We start from the raw sequence: 17,893 nt of genomic DNA on the forward strand, positions 1-17,893 counted from the left end.
ATGACGCCCGCTCGCTACTCCTTCACGGTGATGGTCATCGGAACCGGTTCGAGCGGATTGTCGGCCTGATCGCGGGCCAGAGCCGCGATCTTGTCCACGATCTCCATCCCGCGAAACACCTCGCCGAAGACCGTGTAGGTCCGATCCAGCCCGCTGTTGTCCGCCACAGAAATGTAGAACTGCGATCCGCTGTCGTTGAAATCCCGCGTGCTGTTGCTCTCCCTCGGCATCTTGGCCATGGCGACGGCGCCTCGCTTATGGGGGCGATCGTTCGGCTCAGGGGGCAGAAAATAGCCCGGGCCTCCCATTCCATGCTTCGTCCGGTCGGGACTCTTGCTCAGCGGGTCGCCGCCTTGGATGATGAATCCCGGCACCACGCGATGAAAGGTCGTGCCGTTGTAGAACCCCATCTTCGCCAGATTGATGAAGTTTTCGACGTGACGCGGCGCCTCATCGGGATAGAATCGGATCCTGATCTCGCCGAACTTGGTCGTGATCGTGACCCGCGGGTCCTTTTTCTCGAATCCTAACGTCGCCATGCGCAGACTTTAGCGAAGTCGCGAGCCACTCTGCAACCGGTGCGAGCCTGATTCACTTCGCCAGCCCGTCGCCCGGCCTGATCCACCACCATAACAGGCCGCCGAATCCGGCGGCGCCGGCCGCGGCGCCGAGCGCCACAGCCCAGCCGAACTGATCGGCGAGCCAGGGGGTCAAGGTCGGGGAGAGGCTTCCGCCGAGGTTGGCCCCCGTATTCATCAGCCCCGACAGGGTGCCGGCAAAGGGCCGGGACAGATGGACGGTCGAGGACCAATAGGCCCCCACCGTGAAGTACAGGCACCCGGCGCCGAAGGACAGCCAGAGCACGGCCGGCACGGGATGGTCCACCCAGGCCCCCAGCGCAATGGATGCGCCCGACAGTCCCATTCCGCCCATGCCGGTCAGGCATCGGGCCTTCGTGACACCGAGGCGCAGAGTCAGCCGATCCGTCAGCCAGCCGCCGACCGGACAACCGACCAGCATCGCCAGGAATGGAGCCATCGCGAACGCCGCGCCGCGCAGCTCGCCGAACCCACGGACGTTGACCAGGTAGAGATAAAACCAGCTCATATAAACATAGGCCACATAGCCGAGACAGGTATAACTGAGGACAAGCCACCAGACCGTCGGCGTGCGCGCGATCCGAGGCCAGGGCGTGACGCCATCCGATGCGGCGGCCGGTCTGCCGTCGAGAATGAGCCTGACTTCGGCCTGGTTGATTCCCGGGTGATCGCTTGGGCGGTCGCGCGCGTACCAGTACCAGAGCCAGGCGACCAGCACGCCGATCCCGGCCGCGAGGTAGAAGGCCGTCTGCCATCCCCAGTTCACCATGATCCAAGCGGTCACCGGCGGCGTCACGGCGGCGCCGACGCCGATCCCGCCGATCGCCACGCCGATCCCCAGCGCCTGCTCCTTCTGAGGGAGCCAGTCGGCCACCGTGCGGTTGAAATTCGGCAGCGCCACCGATTCCCCCACGCCGAGCAGGAACCGGACCGCAATCAGCGCGCTCAAGACTCCGACCCCGGCCGCAACCCCGATGGCGGGAGCCGTCGCCGTGAGCGCCGTCCACACCGACCACCAGAGGATCGCCCCGGCCAACACGCGCCTCGAGCCCCAACGGTCTCCCAGCCAGCCGCCGGGAACCTGACAGAGCGCATAGCCGACGACGAAGGCCGAGAAGACGTAGCCCATCTGCTGGTCCGTCAAGCCAAGAGCCGGCATCATCTGCCTGGCCGTGATGGAGATATTGACCCGATCCACGTAGGTGACCACGCTGATCGCGAACAGCAGGGCGAGGAGGCGCCGGCGCACCGTCGTAGGAGGCTCGACAGGATCTGACTCGGAAGACGCGGGAGTCACGGGACCATTCATCGGCGCTCAGGGTGAGGCGCATTATAGTGATCGCGGATGGGATGCTCCAGAGGAAAGCCGGCTTGTTTGGACAGCTCGACAGGCGAACGCCGCGATTCCGGCAAGAGAATTGGATTTCCGATCACCCTTTCAGTACTATGAGAATGAAGGGGGGATTGCCCTTACCACGCCCCGATGCGCCGTCTCATTCGAATCGCCGTGCTGTCCGTGGTGGCAGTGATGCTGCTCGCCGTCGCGGGCCTCTTCCTGATCCGTTCCGCGACCGGGCGCGACTACGTCAAGGATTTCTTCGTCCATCAAATCGAACAGAACATCGGCCGCAAGCTGGAAGTGGGGATGGTCCGCATCGTGCTGTTCCCAGGCCTCCATCTCGACCTGCGCGATGTCACGATCTATGAGCCGGACGGCCAGCGGGTGTTCGTCAAGGCCCAGCGGATCGATACCGTGCTTCGATTGCTTCCGCTGCTTCGCCGCCAGGTCATCGGCAAACGCCTCGCCATCGAAGGGCCGGAGATCACCCTGCACCGGACGGCCCCGGGCTCATGGAACATCGCCGCCATCGCCTCGGCGTCCGGCGCACCCTCAGGCGGCCACAAGCCCACGGATTGGCTGATGTTCGTCAAGGAGACGACGATTCGACAGGGGACGCTCAAGCTGATCGACGACGGGCGTCCGGACGGGACCCGCACGGTACAGTTGCACGAGGTGAACGGGTCGTTCATGGTCCGTCCGGAATTTCAGCAGGCCGACGTCGCGATGACGGCGCGCTGGCCCAACGATCCTGGTCTGGCCGCCCTGTCCTTGACCGGAACCGTCGGGCAAAGCGCGCCTTCCGCGGGATTTGGGTCCGACGACGCAGGCCGGGCCGGCCCCTTGTATCAATTCGAAGGCCGGATGCAGGCCACCAAGCTCCAGGTTCGGCAACTGGCCGATCTGCTGGGCCCCAGGCCGCTGCCGCAAGAACTCACCGGGACGCTCGACCTCCAAGGGCACCTGCGGGTCGTGCCGGGGGTGAATGGATATGATGTGCTGTTCCACGAGGTCGCAGTGCGGTTGGATAAGCTTGCCCTGACCGCGCGCGCGAGCCTCGCCGGGATCTTGTCCCCTCAGCCAACCGTGTCCATCACGTTCAGCTCCTCTCCCATCAAGCTCCATGATCTCTTGACTTATGTGCCGCTGCGTTGGATCCATCCCGTGATCCAAACGGTCCTGGAGGAGCGTGAGATCGACGGCACGGTGGAAATTGCCAATGCCACCGTGATCGGTTCTCCCGATCCCACCCCGCAGTTCGGCATCACCGGAGAGTTTCGCATTACCGATGGAAGGGCGCTCCTCGGCGCCGACCGGGTCCTCACGCAACATTTGACGGGGACGGTCTTTGTCGATGCAGGACGGATCCGTATCCCCTCGTTCTCCGGAGACTACGGGGCTCTCCATATCAGCCAGGGGAAGGCCCTGATTTCGTTTCTGGACGCAGGACCGTGGCTGGAAATGGATCTGACCGGCGACATGACGGCGGCCAATCTCGTCAGCTATCTGGCCAACTCGCTTCGCGCTCCGAGCGTCTCGCAGTTTCTCACCTCGATCCGCAATATCCAAGGCGTGGCGGTCCCGACGTTTCGACTGGTCGGCGCGCTCAACCAGCCAGGCGGGATTACGTTCGTTGGCGGAGAAGTGAAGGCCGACGACCTCAGCTTCGACACGCCGGCATTGCCACAGCGCGTACACCATGTCACCGGTCGTGTCCGTTATTCCCAGAGCGGGACCGAATTTGACAGCGTGACCGGCCAAGTGGGCTCGACCCGCTTCAGCATCCACGGAACCGTGACGGCCGGAGCATCCGGCGCCTTTCAGGATGTTGCGATCCAGGCCAAGGGCGAGGTGGCGGAGTTGGCTGTGCTCTTGCCCAGCCAGGCCATGGCCATGACCACCAGGCTTATGCAGGGGCCAGTGTCGCTGTCGGTCATCCTGTCCGGTCCGTCCGAGAGACCGCGCCTCCGGACACAGGTCCATCTGGCAGAAGCCCTGCTCCGCCTGCCCTGGGTCGGCGAAAAACCGGCCGGCATTCCTGCCTCGCTGGAGCTGGAGGGAGCCATCGCCCCAGAAGGATTCACGATCACGCAGGTCGACGCGGTAGTCCCGCCGGCGCGGATCGGTTTGAAAGGTAAACTGGTGTTCGGCCGCCGCTTCAGCATCGATGCGTCGCTGGCGACGGGAACGGTCGCCGTCTCCGGTCTGCCGGAATGGTTGAATCGGGGCGGCCTCGAAGCGGGACAGGTGGAAGTGTCCCTCGACGTGAAAGGATCCCAGCCCGACTGGTCCACCTGGCGCACAACCGGTTGGATCGCCTTGACCAACGGTCTAATGAGCCTGAAGGGCGTGGAGGGGCCGATCCAAGATCTCTACGCCCGCGTCAGGCTGGTCCGCGACGGTGCGGAACTCAAGCAACTCAGTTTCAAGGTTTTGGACAGCGACCTGTCGCTTTCCGGCACGTTGCGCAACTGGAGCACGAAACCGACGATCATGGCCAAGATCGAGTCGTCCCACCTGGACATCGACTTGATCATCCCCAAGGAGGGCCGCTCGCCGGTTCGCGATCTGCTGGAGTATCTGGCGGCCACCAGCCAAGTGACGGCCACCGCCTTGATCGAACGGGGGGTCTACAAGCAGTTTCGCGTCGGCGGCCTCTCGGGCCGCATCAACATCGAGAACGGCGTTCTCGACATCGATCGCGTGAATGCCCGGTCGGAGGGCGGGCATATCACGGGACGCCTGGTCGTCCACCTTCCCAAGGAGGAGCCGGCCGACGCCGAAGCCTCGTTTCGCGTGGCCGGCGTCCCGCTCGAAGAGCTCTCGCACCTGGTCGGCGTGCGCGAACATTTCATGACCGGGGAAGTCCGCCTGACCGGCACCCTCCGCGGCCATGGACGCAACCCGCACGGCATGCTTCCGACTTTGTCCGGAGACGCCGAGGTGCTCGTCACCGGCGGCCGCATCTTCAAATCCCAGAAGCGGGCTCTGTGGAAAATTCTGAGCATCCTCAATCTGCCCGCCGTCCTCCAGGGCCAGATCGATCTTGAAAAGGACGGCTTGCCGTTCGACAAGCTCACCGCGTCCATCGTCATGCAGAACGGCCGCTGCGACAGCGATCGGCTTGTGCTGGACAGTCCCGTGGTCAAGATCAGCGGCGCGGGGCATTACGACCTTCCGACGGATCAACTCGAGATGGTGTACGCCGTCAGCCCCTTCGGCTCCTACTCCAAGTTCGTCAAAAACATTCCGTTGTTCGGGCGTCTTTTTGCGGGAGACCGGACGGGCATCGCCACGGCCTTCTTTGAAGCCAAAGGATCCATGGACGATCCGGAGGTCACCTATCTGCCGATGAAGTCCCTGGGAGAAGGCCTCTCCAGCCTCGCATCTCTGGCCTACGATGTTCTGCGCAATACGTTCAAAATGCCGAAAGAGTTCATCACCGGCTCCGACGAAGCGGCTCCCGCCCCGTCGTCAGAGATCGACGCGCCGAGCCGCGTTCCCGGCGGCAACTTGTATTGACCCCCCCTGCATGCTAGCATCGAATTGGTCGTGATTTTCAGACAGGCGTACACATGTCTCACGAACGGACAGCCCAGATGAGCACCAGGGCGACCCTCTTCTACGCAGCCAGCGAAGCCGATTCCAACCTCTATTATGCCACCCGGTTCATCGCCCCGGATCCGTTCTTATACGTTGACATCAAGGGTGAGCGCCTGCTCGTCATGAGCGATCTGGAAATGGATCGGGCGCGCCACCAAGCCAAGGTGGACCAGGTCCTGTCTTACTCGGAATTCGAGCGACGAGCCAAGGCCGAGGCCTCTCACCAGCCGGGCCCGATGGACGTCGCCCACGTGCTGCTTCGGGAGCGGGGAGTGGATCAGGTCCTCGTGCCGTCAAACTTCCCCTTCGGTCATGCCGTGCGGCTGCAGGAGTTGGGATATCGCCTGGAGAGCAAGAAAGAGCCGTTTTTTGAACAGCGGGTGATCAAGACGGCGGAGGAAGTCCTCCACATCGAGGCCTCTCAACGCGCCACGGAACAGGCGGTCGCCGCCGCCCATGACCTGCTCCGCCGGGCGACTCCGCGGGACGGGATGCTCTGGATTGACGGCGACCCGCTCACGTCCGAGCGGGTAAAAAAACTGATCAATGTGCGGCTCATGGAGCACGACTGTGTCGCGCAACATACGATCGTGGCGGGCGGTGAGCAGGCCTGCGATCCGCACGACGAGGGCAGCGGGCCGTTGCCGGCCGATCGGAGCATCATCTTCGACGTGTTCCCGCGGTCCGCCACCAGCCGCTATTTCGCCGATATGTCGCGAACCGTCGTGCGAGGCACGGTTTCGCCGGAGCTGCGGCGATTGTACCAAACCGTCCTGGATGCGCAGGAGGAAGCGATCGACACCATCCGGGATGGAGCCGATGGCGTCAAGATCCACCAGCGGATCTGCGAACGGTTCGAAGCGGCGGGCTACCGCACCGGCCTCGTCAACGGACGCATGCAAGGCTATTTCCACGGCACGGGCCATGGGGTCGGATTGGACATCCATGAAGCGCCCCGGATCAGCCGCAACGGATCCAGGCTCCAGGAAGGCCATGTGGTCACGGTGGAGCCGGGGCTCTATTATCCCGGACTCGGCGCCGTGCGGATCGAAGACATGGTCCTCGTGACCTCCGACGGCTGCCGCAACCTCACGCAGTATCCCAAAGTGTTTGAGATCGGGTAACTCCCTTCTATGCGCCTGACCTTCCGCCTCCTCCGGTTCAACCCTGAAACCGGCGACCGTGCTTCCTGGCAGGACGTTCGCCTCGACATCCACCGCGGCATGACCGTGTTGGAAGCCCTGATCCGCATCAAGAATGAAGTCGACGGCACGTTGAGCTTGCGCTATTCCTGCCGGTCCGCGATTTGCGGCTCCTGCGCCATGGACATCAACGGGTCCGAGAAGCTCGCCTGTCGCACGTCCGTGCGTCAGGAGTTTGAGCGCCACGGACAGGTGGCGGTCGGACCGCTCCGCAACATGCCGGTCATCAAGGATCTGGTCGTGGACATGTCGCCGTTCTGGAACAAGATCCGATCGGTGGCGCCCTGGCTGTCCTCGAAGAGCGCGGTGGCGTCTGGTCCAAGCGGGCAAATGATTATCTTCCCCAGCCAGGCTCAGTTCCACAATGTGGACGCCTGCATCATGTGCGGAGCCTGTGTGGCCGCCTGCACCACTCATGAGGTCTCACGAGGATTTCTAGGTCCGGCGGCCTTGGCGAAGGCGGAGCGGTTCCTTGCGGACCCCCGAGAGCCGCTGCACGTCAAACGGTTTCGGATTGAACAGCTTCAGGATACCGACGGCATCTGGGACTGCACCCGATGCAATTTCTGCGTGCAGGTTTGCCCGAAGGACGTGAAACCGATGGAGGCGATCATCCGGCTTCGTCGCGCATCGCTGCAGCAGGGCGCCACAGAGACCGGCGGCGCGAGGCACATCGTCGGATTCCGGCAGCTTATCGAACGGGACGGACGCCTCAACGAAGCTCTGATGCCGTTAAAGGTCGTCGGCTTCGACATCAACCGGCTGGTTCAAGTCGGCCCGTTGGGCTTGCGGATGCTCGTGCGAGGGAAGGTGCCCAGCCCGTTCGGCCATGCGATCCCCGGCATCGAACAGGTGCGCGCCATTTTCCGAACGGTCGGACAGCGGCAGCGGGTTTCACAGCCGACAAGACCATCACCCAGGGCGGCCTCTGCAACCTGACTCGCTGCTACCCCTTGATACAGACCATCGGTTCCAGACGCGCAACGGTACCAGCCAGACGCGCCGCATCGGCTGCTTGCACGACCTCAGTCACATCTTTATAGGCGCCAGGGGCTTCTTCGGCGACCCCTCGGAGCGACGGACTGCGGATCACGATCCCACGCAGGCCCAGTTCCTTGACGACATCGCGGCCCTGCCATTGGCGAAGGGCCTGATGCCGGCTCATGTTGCGGCCCGCCCCGTGACAGGCGGAGCCAAAGGCCAACGCCATCCCTTCCCGCGTCCCCACCAGCACATACGAGGCGGTGCCCATGGTTCCCCCGATCAACACCGGTTGTCCGATGTCTCTGAATGGCGGAGGCAGGTCCGGATGGCCGGGACCGAATGCTCGCGTCGCTCCCTTCCGATGGACAAACACACGCTTGGCGACCCCGTCGACAACATGGTCCTCAATTTTGCAGGTGTTGTGCGATACGTCATACAGGAGGTTCAGGTCGGCTTGCGGCAACACCTCGGCGAACGCCTGCCTGACCAAATGGGTGATGATCTGTCGATTGGCCAGCGCGCAATTCATGGCCGCGCGCATCGCCCCCAGATACTCCTGTCCCACCTCAGAATGGATCGGCGCGCAGGCCAGCTCCCGGTCCGGCACGTGAATCTTGTACCGGGCGGCGCTGACCGCCATGGTCTTGAGAAATTCTGTCCCGATCTGATGGCCGAGTCCGCGGGAGCCGCAGTGAATGCTGACGACCACATCGCCCTCCCGAAGCCCGAAGGCTGCGGCGATCTGATGATTGAACAGCCGCGCGACCCGTTGAACTTCCAGGTAATGGTTTCCGGACCCGAGCGTGCCCATTTCGTCCTGCTGTCGTTTCTTGGCACGATCCGACACGGCGGCCGGGACGGCTCCCGCGATGCAGCCTTGCTCTTCCGTCCGTTCCAGGTCGGCGGTGCGGCCATAGCCCTGCCTGACGGCCCATCGTGCGCCGCCCGTCAACATCGCGTCCATCTCCGCCGGCTTCAGGCGTAACAGGCCGGTGCTGCCGACACCGGCCGGCACGTGTTGAAAGAGCCTGTCTGCCAACCGCTCCTTGACCGGTTCGACCTCCCCGGTTGTGAGCCCGGTGATGAGCGTGCGGACCCCGCACGAAATGTCGAACCCGACCCCGCCGGCTGAAATGATCCCTCCTTCATCCGGATCGAACGCGGCGACGCCGCCGATGGGAAATCCGTAGCCCCAATGGGCGTCCGGCATGGCATGGGACGCCTTGACGATGCCGGGGAGCGTGGCGACATTCGTCACCTGCTCATAGACCTTGTCATCCATCTCCCGTACCAGCGCCTCGGTTCCATAGATGATGCCCGGCACGCGCATGGCCCCGAACGGACGAATCTGCCACTCACACGCCGATTGGCGCGTCAGCCAATTGAGATCCATGTTCCTCTCGCAGAGACTTCATCGTCAGACATCCACCACACATTGCGCCGTCCACAGCCCCTGGCGATCCTGGGCCACGGCGAGGCTCGTATAGGTCGCGCCCTTCACTTCGACGGCCGGACTGTGCCGTGCCGGGTCGACCGGCTCTCCCCATAGAGTGGCCTCCAACCGATGATCCGACAGACGGACTTCAAAGCGGCTGAACAGCATCCTGCGCGTGGCCATTTCGTACACCAGCGCGTTCAGCCAATCCACCAGCAACAACTCGTCGTCGGGCGCCTCACAGCGGACGGTGACGGCCTCCACGGGGCTCACCCCTTGAGGGTCGGTCGTGACGGCGGTGAGCGCCATCGCCGCGGCTTCGAATGCCGCCTCTTTGGTCGGACCGATTCCGCGCACGCCCATATCGGCTTGATGGGGGAAATGCTCCCATAACGGCCTGGAATGGTTGGCTTCAGCCGGCGCGGTTGGTCTGGACCGTGAAAGGGTCATGTTCACCAGCTCAAAGGATCGAGTTGAGAGACGGTGCTTCGGACAGGCTACGCCACCCGGCCGTCAATGTCGAGGCTTCCTCATCACGGGCAGGAATCGTCGGGCAGGACGCACGAATCACAAAAAAGATTGGAGAATCGATCTCCGCCTCGGCAGAATACCAAGCGCAACACCCGCGCCCACCGATCTCATATGAATGACGCCAGAGCAGTCCCCCGCTTTCCCGTTCAATTCAGAAGCTCGTTTACCTCGACCAATGTCACGGGAGGAGAAGGCAGCGTGGTCGATTTGTCCGTGCGCGGATGCCGGATCGAGTCTTCCACCCATGCCTTGGCGGGAACGGTGCTGGAACTCCGTATCTACGTCTCCGATCACGAGGCGCCCCTCGGCATCGACCAGGCCATTGTCCGCTGGACCAGGGGAAAGTTCTTCGGCGTCGAGTTTGTTTCCCTCCAACCGGAAGAATGGGTTCGACTCCAACAGGCAGTGAAACGGCTGGAACAGCGGACATCCGCCGGATCGATCAACCCGGCGGATAACAACGGATCAGCAGTCGGAGGGCAGTGAGGAAGGAACGGCGACGGCCTTCACCCGGCTTTCTTCACGACGCCGGATCGCAAACAACGGGTACAGACACGGAGGTGCGTGCGAGATCCATTCACGATCGCGTGAACGCGCTGCAGATTGGGGTTAAACACCCGCCTCGTCTTATTGTTGGCATGGCTGACATTGTTGCCGGTCCGATGCCCCTTTCCGCACACATCACAACGATAGGCCACGGCAGACTCCTTGGTTTCGCCGGTCTGAAATTGTGACATGTTATCACGCGGCCAGGCTGACGGACAAGTCCCAACGGTTCTCAGCGGTTCGGTTGGTCCTCTGGTCAGGAAGATCGAGTGGCCGGACGGCGCGAGGTCAATTCAACCGTGCCGCACACCACGAGGACGACTGCGATCTGGACCGCCGGACGCTTGTGTCGGCTCAGGAAGCGCGGGGGTGACGATATCGAAGGTGCTGTCTCCGCCGTCGTCCAGCCCGTCTTTCCCGACACTGTACAACCGGCGATGGGAAGGACTCCATAACATCGGGAGTCCCGAAAAGGGGTCGAAGTATTCCGGTCCGGCCTGACTGATCCGTTCAGCAATCTTCTCCGTGCCGCGCACGCTTCGCATAAGCACTTGAAGCGCCGTCAGCCGCAGCTTGGCATCGGTCGCCAACAATCTCTGCGTGAACGACTCCCAAGAGGGATCAAACTCGATTGGGTTGAGCAAGTGCTCGAACAACGTGCGATTCGACCCCTTGGTCACGTCGTGCAAACGGGGGAGGGGACTATGCAGGACTGCCGACGACGTGATGAGCGCGTCATAATAGGTCGCATAGGCGTCCCAGGTCCGTTGGGTTTCCAACGTCATGCCGAACAAGGTCTTGGAGGCAGGGTGCTGGACCCTCGTGAACGCGTCGGCGTGCAGGCCGGCCGCCTGCGCCAACCACCGCCGATTGTGATCGGCATCGTCGGCCCCGATAAAATTCTCGACCGATAAGAGTTCATCCCGCCGGGCCAGTCCCAGCACGAATTCATTCTGGATCGGCCAGCGCATCGCGCCTTCTTCGCGGGTCAGCGCATGGCTGATTTGTTTGGCCGTGGCCAGGACCGCGGAATCGGGGTCCGGCTTGGCGAGCGCCTTGGAAAGGAGGCTCACATTGTCGTCCACCATCGTCGCGGCCATAATTTTCATGGGAATGGTCTTGGCGTCAGCCAGCACACGCCGCCAGGCGATCGTATCCTGTTGCAGGCGGGAGGACCCCTTCGCCGCACTATGCGCGAATCCTTCTCCAATAAACAGCCGGTGGGCCGCCATGATTTCCGTGAACCGCGGGCTGGCCGGATGGCCGAACCCCCAATCCTCGAACGGCATGCTCAACCATTGCCGGTATCGATCGACCAAGACCGCATATCGTGTCATGGACGTGCGCATCGTCACGCCCTGTTCCTGAAACGACCGAACCGGATCGGCTGCGAACCACTCCGGCACGACGTCATCCGGGCCGATCGTGATGTGGAGGGCGGATCGCGCGCCTTTCTCCAGGTCGAAATGCCGAAGGCCGCGATGCGCTTCCGCCTCCAACCAGATTTCATAGCCGACCTGGACCGGATCCATGGCGGTATCGGCCGTAAACCCGACCAGAAGAAAATAACCGTTCTGCAAAGGGCTTTCCAAACGAACGTCCGGCATTTGAGCAAGCCGGCGGAAGACCTCGCTCGGCCCCTCGCGCTTCACGGAAAAAATCAGACCGGACACCTCCAGGAACACCGCCAGGAGGCAAATCGTAATCAACATATTTCTCATCGGTTTGGATCCCATCTCCTGCCAACTTGGTGTCGGCCCAATGCCATGTTCGACAATCGACCCATCGCTGTGACGCGCACGATGCCGGTTGGATAGAAGGAGCAAGCGATGTGCCATTCTTTCCATCATAGGTCACTTGGGCCCGCCGTAGGAAACGCTTGGCCGAATGCAGGCTTGACCAGAATCGGCTCAGGAAGCCGTTTTGCGCTCATGACATAACTGCCCGCGACCGAAGCAAACGGAACAAAATTGAACTTGACATCGTTTCGACTTGTCTCCTAGAGTGCGGGCCACAACTACGGCCGCCTGGGGAAAGGGAAGAGGGTGAAAATCCCTCGTGGTCCCGCCGCTGTAACTGGGAACGAACTCCGCACAGACCACTGCCGATCGGCGGGAAGGCGCGGAGCATAGGAGGCAGCCCAGAAGCCAGAAGACCTACCCAGGACACTGACTGTCGTTCCCTCGTGGGGTGGGGAACGGTGAGGGTGAAGACGCGGGTGCAATCCTCAGGGTCAGATGTGGCCTTGGGGATTTTTTGTTTGTGAGCCGGTCCCGTCCGTTCTCATCCCTCTCGGCGACCATCCTGTGGTGGCTTGCGATCCAGTCCGTGTTGCCGCCTGGATACGCGGATTCTCCCGGAGCACTCGACATGAAACGCCGCCAACCCGGCATTTTGACTGGCATGCCGTTCATGGCCAACGTCAGCTCGCGGACCTTTGTGGATGACGCCGGACGCAAGGTCTTTTTCGCTGACCCGCCGCGGCGGATCGTCTCGCTGGCTCCCAATATCACGGAAATGTTGTTTGCGCTGGATGCAGGCAGCCGCCTGGTCGGGGTGACCTCGTTCTGCAATTTTCCGCCGGAGGCCGCAGCCCTGCCCAAGGTCGGCGGGGCAACGCCGAATCTAGAACGTGTAATTCGCCTCAATCCGGACCTTCTACTGACGCCGCGCGGGTTCTTGAATGCCGATGCCGTTCGAGAGCTGGAACAACTAAGAATTCCCGTCTTCACATTCGAGACCCACACCCTGGATGACGTGCTCAGACATCTCTCGACGCTGGGCCGGCTTCTTGATCGCGGCAAGACGGCGGATGCGTTGGTGGGGCGTCTGCGCGAACGGATTAAGCGGGTAAGTACACCCTCCGCCGGCCGCCCCCGACCAACAGTGCTCTACGTACTGAACAGCGACCCCCTGATCACCGTCGGACCCGGCAGCTTTATCCACCACGTCATCGAACTTGCGGGCGGCGCCAACATCGCCGCGGACACAGGGACTGCTTATCCACGGCTTTCAATGGAGACGGTGCTGAAGAGAAACCCGGACGTTCTGCTCTTTCCTGCAGGCGAGTCGGAAGCGGTTTCCGAATCTCAGTTGGTCCAGTGGCGAACCTGGTCCGCCTTGTCAGCGGTCAGGCACAACCGGCTTGTGCCAGTGGCCAGCGACCTCCTGGACCGTCCTGGTCCGCGCATCGTCGAAGGGTTGGAACACCTGGCTCAAATATTCCACTCCGATCCCGTTTCTTCCAATCCCGGACCATGAACGTGGTCACGACACCGTCCGATCACGCCACAGATCGTCCGATGGCGCCGCCGCTGGGCGAACAAGACTTGGCCGCCGCCAACCAGGAACCAGTCATTTCCTCGCCATACCGTGCTTGGATCACGATCGGGAGTTTGGCCCTCTGCACCGTTCTGGGCTTTCTGCTCTGCCTACAATTCGGCGCCGAGGCAATTCCTTTCGCCAAATCCGTTCAGGTGCTGCTCGCCGCCTGGTTTCCGACTCATCAGGGAGAGGGTCAATTTGATGCCGAGGCCGCCATCCTGCTCCATTTGCGGGCTCCACGCCTGCTGCTGGCCTTTTGCGTCGGGAGCACCTTAGCCATCGTGGGCGCCACCCTTCAGGCGCTGGTACGGAATCCGCTCGCCGACCCCTACGTGCTCGGCGTCTCCAGCGGCGCCACCTTGGGAGCCACGCTGGCGATGACGTCCGACTGGCTCACGACCGCCCTGGATGGAACCGGCATTTCGGCCGCGGCATTGGCCGGCGCCGTCATGTCCATCATCGTCGTCTATCGTCTCTCCTCATCCGGATCAGGCTTGCCGGTGCAGACCCTGTTGCTCGCCGGGGTGATCGTGAACGCGATCTGTTCGGCCTTGACGATGTTTCTGACCTCGCTGCTCAGTCCCGACCATCTGTCCCGCGTGATGGCCTGGCTGATGGGGTCCTTGCATCCGGCCGGGTCGTTGCAAATGGGGCTGACCATCCTCGTCGGACTATTCGGCACCGTCGTGTTGACACTCCATGCCGAGCCCCTCAATTGCCTCTTGCTTGGAGAGGAGACCGCCCAGAGCCTGGGACTCGACATCGAGCGGACCAAGCGGCGCCTCTTTGTGTTGACCGCCGTGGTAACGGGTATCGTCGTGGCCGTCAGCGGAATGATCGGCTTTGTCGGCATGATGATCCCGCATGCCCTCCGCTTCATCATCGGACCGGACCACCGCAGGCTGTTGCCAGCCACGGCCCTCGCAGGAGGCTTGTTTCTCATGATCGCCGATACGATTGCGCGCACCGTGATCGCCCCCTCTGAGTTGCCGGTCGGAGTGGTGACGGCACTGATCGGCGGGCCGATCTTCGTCTGGCTCCTGTTATCCGCACACCACGAGCATTTCTTCGGCCGGTGACCTCCATGCCAAGCCCATTGCCCGCCGCGACTGCGGTGAGCGAACAACCACGATCCTGCCCCTACACCATCCGGAATCTCTGGTTTCACTACCCAGCCTCACATCCCGCGCTTCATCGTGCCGTTCCCTGGGTCATCCAGGATCTGTCGCTTGACGTCCGGTCAGGAGAAATCCTGGGCGTCCTTGGTCCAAACGGATCCGGGAAGAGCTCTCTCGTCAAAATCCTGGCGGGCCTGCTCCGCCCGCAACGCGGCGCGATACAGATGTTCGGAGCGGATCTCAGCCAGCTTACTCCCCGGGATCGGGCTCGGCGCATCGCCGTCGTGTTCCAGGATGCGCCTATCACCTTTCCAATGACCATCCGGGAACTCGTCCTGAGGGGGCGCTACCCCCATCGTTCCGAGACCGGGCTGTTTTCCGGTTGGGGATGGGAATCGGTGCAGGATCATGAGATCGTTCGGCAGTCGATGGACGAGGTCGAAATTGCCCACCTGGCGGATCGCCCCCTCCATTCAATATCGGCCGGGGAACGACAGCGGGCCTATCTCGCCAGAGCCCTGGCGCAGCGGACACCGGTGCTGATTCTGGACGAACCGACGGCCTATCTTGATGTCCATCACCAGGTCGCCTGCTTCCGGATCTTGCACCGCCTGCAGCTCGCGCGGAAACAGACGATTGTGATCGTCACCCATGACCTGCATCTCGCCGGCCATCTCTGTGATCGCATCCTGTTGTTGAGCCATGGATTGACGGCGGCGCTGGGACCGCCGCATGAGGTGCTTCAGGCCGACCGCCTCGAATCGGTGTTCCACTGTCGGGTTCGGGTCCTTGTCGAGCCCCATCCCCTGACCTCTCGTCCGATGGTCACCGCCTATCCCGATCTGCGGATGGAAACAGGGAGTCAGTCGCCGCCATAGACAATGCGGCGACCTGAACGCCTGCACCGCGTCCGGTCCCCCGAAGCCGATTGGTGCAGATTCAATTTAACAGGAGGAAGTGAGTCAGGGACCAGAAGAGCAGCACGGGGAAGATGGTGAGACACCATCACGGTACCGCCACTGTATGCGGGGAGTGACCTTCCAGACAGGCCACTGTGTACGACACGTACATGGGAAGGCGGAAGGGAGCAGGGATCCGCGAGTCAGGAGATCCGGCTGCTGCTGAATGCCACAACACCCTTCGAGGTAAAGGGAGGCGGACCATGCAGGATCATCGTTGGGGCCCAATGGCCCTGATGATCGGGATGTGCGTCATGGGCTGGGGAGCACCGGAGGCCTCCGCAGCCGACACAGAAGAGGAGCCGGTGCCGGTGCGGGATGTCATCATCAGCGCGACGAAAACCGAAATTGATGCCAGCAAGGCCACGAGCGCCGTCGAGGTGATTCGCGGCGAGGAGATGGAGCGGAAGAAATTCAGATCCGTCCTGGATGCCTTGCGCCTGGCCCAAGGCATCACGGCCTTCCAATCCGGCGGTCCCGGCAACATTGCTACCGTGCAAATGCGAGGGACGAAGAGCGCTCACACCATGGTGGTGATCGACGGGGTCATCGCCAACAGCCCCAACTCCGGCCTGTTCAACTTCGGCAACCTGTCGGCAGATAACATTGAACGGATCGAGATCCTCCGCGGCGCCCAGAGCATGTTATGGGGCTCCGACGCGATGGGCGGAGTGATCCATATCATTACCAAGAAGGGAAGCGGCGCTCCCACGGCCAATGCTTTTCTGGAATATGGTTCCTTCGCCACGTTGCGGGAGGGGCTATCGGCATCGGGAGCCAGGGGACCCTTCGATTTTTCCTTTACATTGACCCGCTGGGACACCAGCAGCTTCTCCTCGACCAACTACCAGCGTGGGGCCTACGAACGGGACGGCTTCCATAATTGGAATACCTCGGCCAGGATCGGGGCGGCGTTGCCGCACCACGGCCGGCTGGACCTCACCGTGCGCTGGTGGAATGCCGATGTCGATTTCGACGGACAGACAGGCAACAGCGAGCCGGCGGACATGTTCGGAAGCCGCCAGACGACCAGGAACCTGCTTCTCAGCGGTGTCTATGAGCAACCGATCACGGACTGGTGGAGTCAGAAGCTGACCTTGGCCCAAGGGACCGAACGGTTCATGTCGCAGAGCGGCCCGGCCGGATTCAACGTCACGACCGGCCAGCCGATTGTCCCGGATCCCTTCTGTGGCTTTCCCGCTCCGGCCGGATCCTGTTTTTTCCCCTTCGCCGCCGACTTCAAAACCATCAATCGCCGGTTGGAATGGCAACACAATGTTCAGATCGGCAAACCGCTCCTCCTAACCGCCGGATACCAGTTCCGCGAGGAATTCGGAGACAACGCGCAGGATTTCGGCGCCGATTCGGCCAAACGGCGGATCGCCTCCAATGCCGGATTCGCGCAGGCGCAGGTCAATCTCCAGGACCGATTGTTGCTGACCGCCGGCATCCGATACGACAGCTATAACACCTTCGGCGACGCCACCACCTACCGGGTGACTGCCGGATATCACATCCATGAAACCGGGACGAAGCTCCGCGGCAGTTATGCCACAGGGTTCAAGGCTCCCACCCTGAACGATTTGTTCTTTCAATCGGGCGGCTTTCCGGTCAGCAACCCGAATCTAAAACCGGAACGCAGCCAAAGCTTGGATGCGGGTCTCGATCAAAGCTTATGGAAAGGGCGCGTTCTGCTGAGCGGCGGATACTTCTGGAATCACTTCCGCGACTTGATCCAATTCCCATTATTAGGCGCGCCCTCCCTGTGCCCGCCCGAGACGTTTGGCTTCTGCCCCGTGAACATCGCCGCAGCCAGAACGCAGGGGTGGGAGTTTTCCGGCAAGATCAGCCTGATGGACGGCCTGGAGTTGAAAGCGCAATACACGAACACCCATGCGCGGGACCTGACGACCGGCAAACGCCTGGCCCGCTGGCCGGTTGACCAGGCCAGCGTCGGGCTGGCTTATCAACCGATCGCGCCGCTTCACGTGTTTATCGACTACCGGTTTGTCGGCGCACGGAACAATGACATTGCCAACTCGCCGGGACAGCGCCTCGGCTCCTTCGGCGTGGTGAACGTCGCCGCGAGCTATGACCTCACCAAACGCTGGCAGATTTATGGTCGCATCGACAATCTGCTCGGCCAAGACTATGAAGAGATTTTAACCTTTGGGACGCCGATCCGCTCCGTCTTCGGAGGCATCAAGTTCACCTATTGACGGCCTGGCCCGATCAACGTCACATCGTTGCAAC

At 62.2% G+C, this 17,893-nt stretch carries 14 protein-coding genes and 2 riboswitches; of the genes, 8 read left to right on the forward strand and 6 right to left on the reverse strand.

The window, feature by feature from the left end; genetic code table 11:
* Positions 1-14 precede the first annotated feature (14 nt).
* The gene (locus tag QWI75_RS13780) at positions 15-539 is read right to left on the reverse strand and encodes a peptidylprolyl isomerase (protein WP_289269152.1); all 525 of its coding nucleotides are present in this window, start codon (positions 537-539) and stop codon (positions 15-17) included.
* A 52-nt stretch (positions 540-591) separates the two neighbouring features.
* Positions 592-1,896, reverse strand: coding sequence for an MFS transporter (locus tag QWI75_RS13785; RefSeq protein WP_289269153.1), 1,305 nt, complete (start codon positions 1,894-1,896; stop codon positions 592-594).
* Between the two features lie 186 nt (positions 1,897-2,082).
* Here QWI75_RS13785 and QWI75_RS13790 point away from each other — a divergent pair, with 186 nt between their 5' ends.
* The 3 genes from QWI75_RS13790 (at position 2,083) to QWI75_RS13800 (ending at position 7,682) form a co-directional block, all read left to right on the forward strand.
* Positions 2,083-5,460 (forward strand): YhdP family protein, encoded by a 3,378-nt coding sequence (locus QWI75_RS13790; protein ID WP_289269154.1) that lies wholly within the window; start codon positions 2,083-2,085, stop codon positions 5,458-5,460.
* A 77-nt stretch (positions 5,461-5,537) separates the two neighbouring features.
* Positions 5,538-6,665, forward strand: a complete 1,128-nt coding sequence (locus QWI75_RS13795) for a M24 family metallopeptidase (protein ID WP_289269155.1) — start codon at positions 5,538-5,540, stop codon at positions 6,663-6,665.
* Between the two features lie 9 nt (positions 6,666-6,674).
* Positions 6,675-7,682, forward strand: coding sequence for a succinate dehydrogenase/fumarate reductase iron-sulfur subunit (locus tag QWI75_RS13800; RefSeq protein ID WP_289269156.1), 1,008 nt, complete (start codon positions 6,675-6,677; stop codon positions 7,680-7,682).
* A 7-nt stretch (positions 7,683-7,689) separates the two neighbouring features.
* Here the strand turns inward: QWI75_RS13800 and QWI75_RS13805 are convergent, their stop codons facing one another.
* Positions 7,690-9,120 carry an RtcB family protein gene (locus QWI75_RS13805; protein WP_289269157.1) on the reverse strand — a complete coding sequence of 477 codons (1,431 nt, stop codon included), beginning with the start codon at positions 9,118-9,120 and terminating at the stop codon, positions 7,690-7,692.
* Positions 9,121-9,144: 24 nt separating this feature from the next.
* The gene (locus tag QWI75_RS13810; protein ID WP_289269158.1) at positions 9,145-9,612 is read right to left on the reverse strand and encodes an archease; all 468 of its coding nucleotides are present in this window, start codon (positions 9,610-9,612) and stop codon (positions 9,145-9,147) included.
* A gap of 192 nt (positions 9,613-9,804) precedes the next feature.
* On the opposite strand from QWI75_RS13810, the gene QWI75_RS13815 reads away from it, so the two are divergent.
* Complete coding sequence (locus QWI75_RS13815; protein WP_289269159.1) at positions 9,805-10,179, forward strand: PilZ domain-containing protein; 375 nt, start codon at positions 9,805-9,807, stop codon at positions 10,177-10,179.
* Positions 10,180-10,199: 20 nt separating this feature from the next.
* Here the strand turns inward: QWI75_RS13815 and rpmB are convergent, their stop codons facing one another.
* Together rpmB and QWI75_RS13825 are read right to left on the reverse strand one after the other, a co-directional pair.
* Positions 10,200-10,391, reverse strand: a complete 192-nt coding sequence (gene rpmB / locus QWI75_RS13820; RefSeq protein ID WP_306417595.1) for a 50S ribosomal protein L28 — start codon at positions 10,389-10,391, stop codon at positions 10,200-10,202.
* A 141-nt stretch (positions 10,392-10,532) separates the two neighbouring features.
* Entirely contained in the window at positions 10,533-11,951 is a 1,419-nt protein-coding gene (locus tag QWI75_RS13825; protein WP_289269161.1) for a hypothetical protein, read from the reverse strand.
* A gap of 272 nt (positions 11,952-12,223) precedes the next feature.
* A riboswitch (cobalamin riboswitch) is annotated at positions 12,224-12,417 on the forward strand.
* 192 nt (positions 12,418-12,609) lie between these two features.
* Between QWI75_RS13825 and QWI75_RS13830 the strand changes: the two genes are divergently transcribed.
* From QWI75_RS13830 to QWI75_RS13845, 4 genes are all read left to right on the forward strand, one after another.
* Positions 12,610-13,500 carry an ABC transporter substrate-binding protein gene (locus QWI75_RS13830; protein WP_289269162.1) on the forward strand — a complete coding sequence of 297 codons (891 nt, stop codon included), beginning with the start codon at positions 12,610-12,612 and terminating at the stop codon, positions 13,498-13,500.
* A gap of 2 nt (positions 13,501-13,502) precedes the next feature.
* Positions 13,503-14,642, forward strand: coding sequence for a FecCD family ABC transporter permease (locus tag QWI75_RS13835; protein ID WP_289269163.1), 1,140 nt, complete (start codon positions 13,503-13,505; stop codon positions 14,640-14,642).
* A 5-nt stretch (positions 14,643-14,647) separates the two neighbouring features.
* Entirely contained in the window at positions 14,648-15,559 is a 912-nt protein-coding gene (locus tag QWI75_RS13840) for an ABC transporter ATP-binding protein (RefSeq protein ID WP_289269164.1), read from the forward strand.
* Positions 15,560-15,619: 60 nt separating this feature from the next.
* Positions 15,620-15,815: riboswitch (cobalamin riboswitch) on the forward strand.
* A gap of 28 nt (positions 15,816-15,843) precedes the next feature.
* Complete coding sequence (locus QWI75_RS13845) at positions 15,844-17,859, forward strand: TonB-dependent receptor plug domain-containing protein (protein ID WP_289269165.1); 2,016 nt, start codon at positions 15,844-15,846, stop codon at positions 17,857-17,859.
* Positions 17,860-17,893: the final 34 nt, after the last annotated feature.

Source organism: Nitrospira tepida (assembly GCF_947241125.1).
Lineage (GTDB): Bacteria > Nitrospirota > Nitrospiria > Nitrospirales > Nitrospiraceae > Nitrospira_G > Nitrospira_G tepida.

Bases quoted from the DNA above. Each gene is read 5' to 3' on its own strand.
- QWI75_RS13780 (WP_289269152.1), bottom strand. From the start codon at position 539: ATGGCGACGTTAGGATTCGAGAAAAAGGACCCGCGGGTCACGATCACG.
- QWI75_RS13790 (WP_289269154.1), top strand. From the start codon at position 2,083: ATGCGCCGTCTCATTCGAATCGCCGTGCTGTCCGTGGTGGCAGTGATG.
- QWI75_RS13795 (WP_289269155.1), top strand. From the start codon at position 5,538: ATGAGCACCAGGGCGACCCTCTTCTACGCAGCCAGCGAAGCCGATTCC.
- QWI75_RS13800 (WP_289269156.1), top strand. From the start codon at position 6,675: ATGCGCCTGACCTTCCGCCTCCTCCGGTTCAACCCTGAAACCGGCGAC.
- QWI75_RS13805 (WP_289269157.1), bottom strand. From the start codon at position 9,120: ATGGATCTCAATTGGCTGACGCGCCAATCGGCGTGTGAGTGGCAGATT.
- QWI75_RS13810 (WP_289269158.1), bottom strand. From the start codon at position 9,612: ATGACCCTTTCACGGTCCAGACCAACCGCGCCGGCTGAAGCCAACCAT.
- QWI75_RS13815 (WP_289269159.1), top strand. From the start codon at position 9,805: ATGAATGACGCCAGAGCAGTCCCCCGCTTTCCCGTTCAATTCAGAAGC.
- QWI75_RS13825 (WP_289269161.1), bottom strand. From the start codon at position 11,951: ATGTTGATTACGATTTGCCTCCTGGCGGTGTTCCTGGAGGTGTCCGGT.
- QWI75_RS13830 (WP_289269162.1), top strand. From the start codon at position 12,610: ATGAAACGCCGCCAACCCGGCATTTTGACTGGCATGCCGTTCATGGCC.
- QWI75_RS13840 (WP_289269164.1), top strand. From the start codon at position 14,648: ATGCCAAGCCCATTGCCCGCCGCGACTGCGGTGAGCGAACAACCACGA.
- QWI75_RS13845 (WP_289269165.1), top strand. From the start codon at position 15,844: ATGCAGGATCATCGTTGGGGCCCAATGGCCCTGATGATCGGGATGTGC.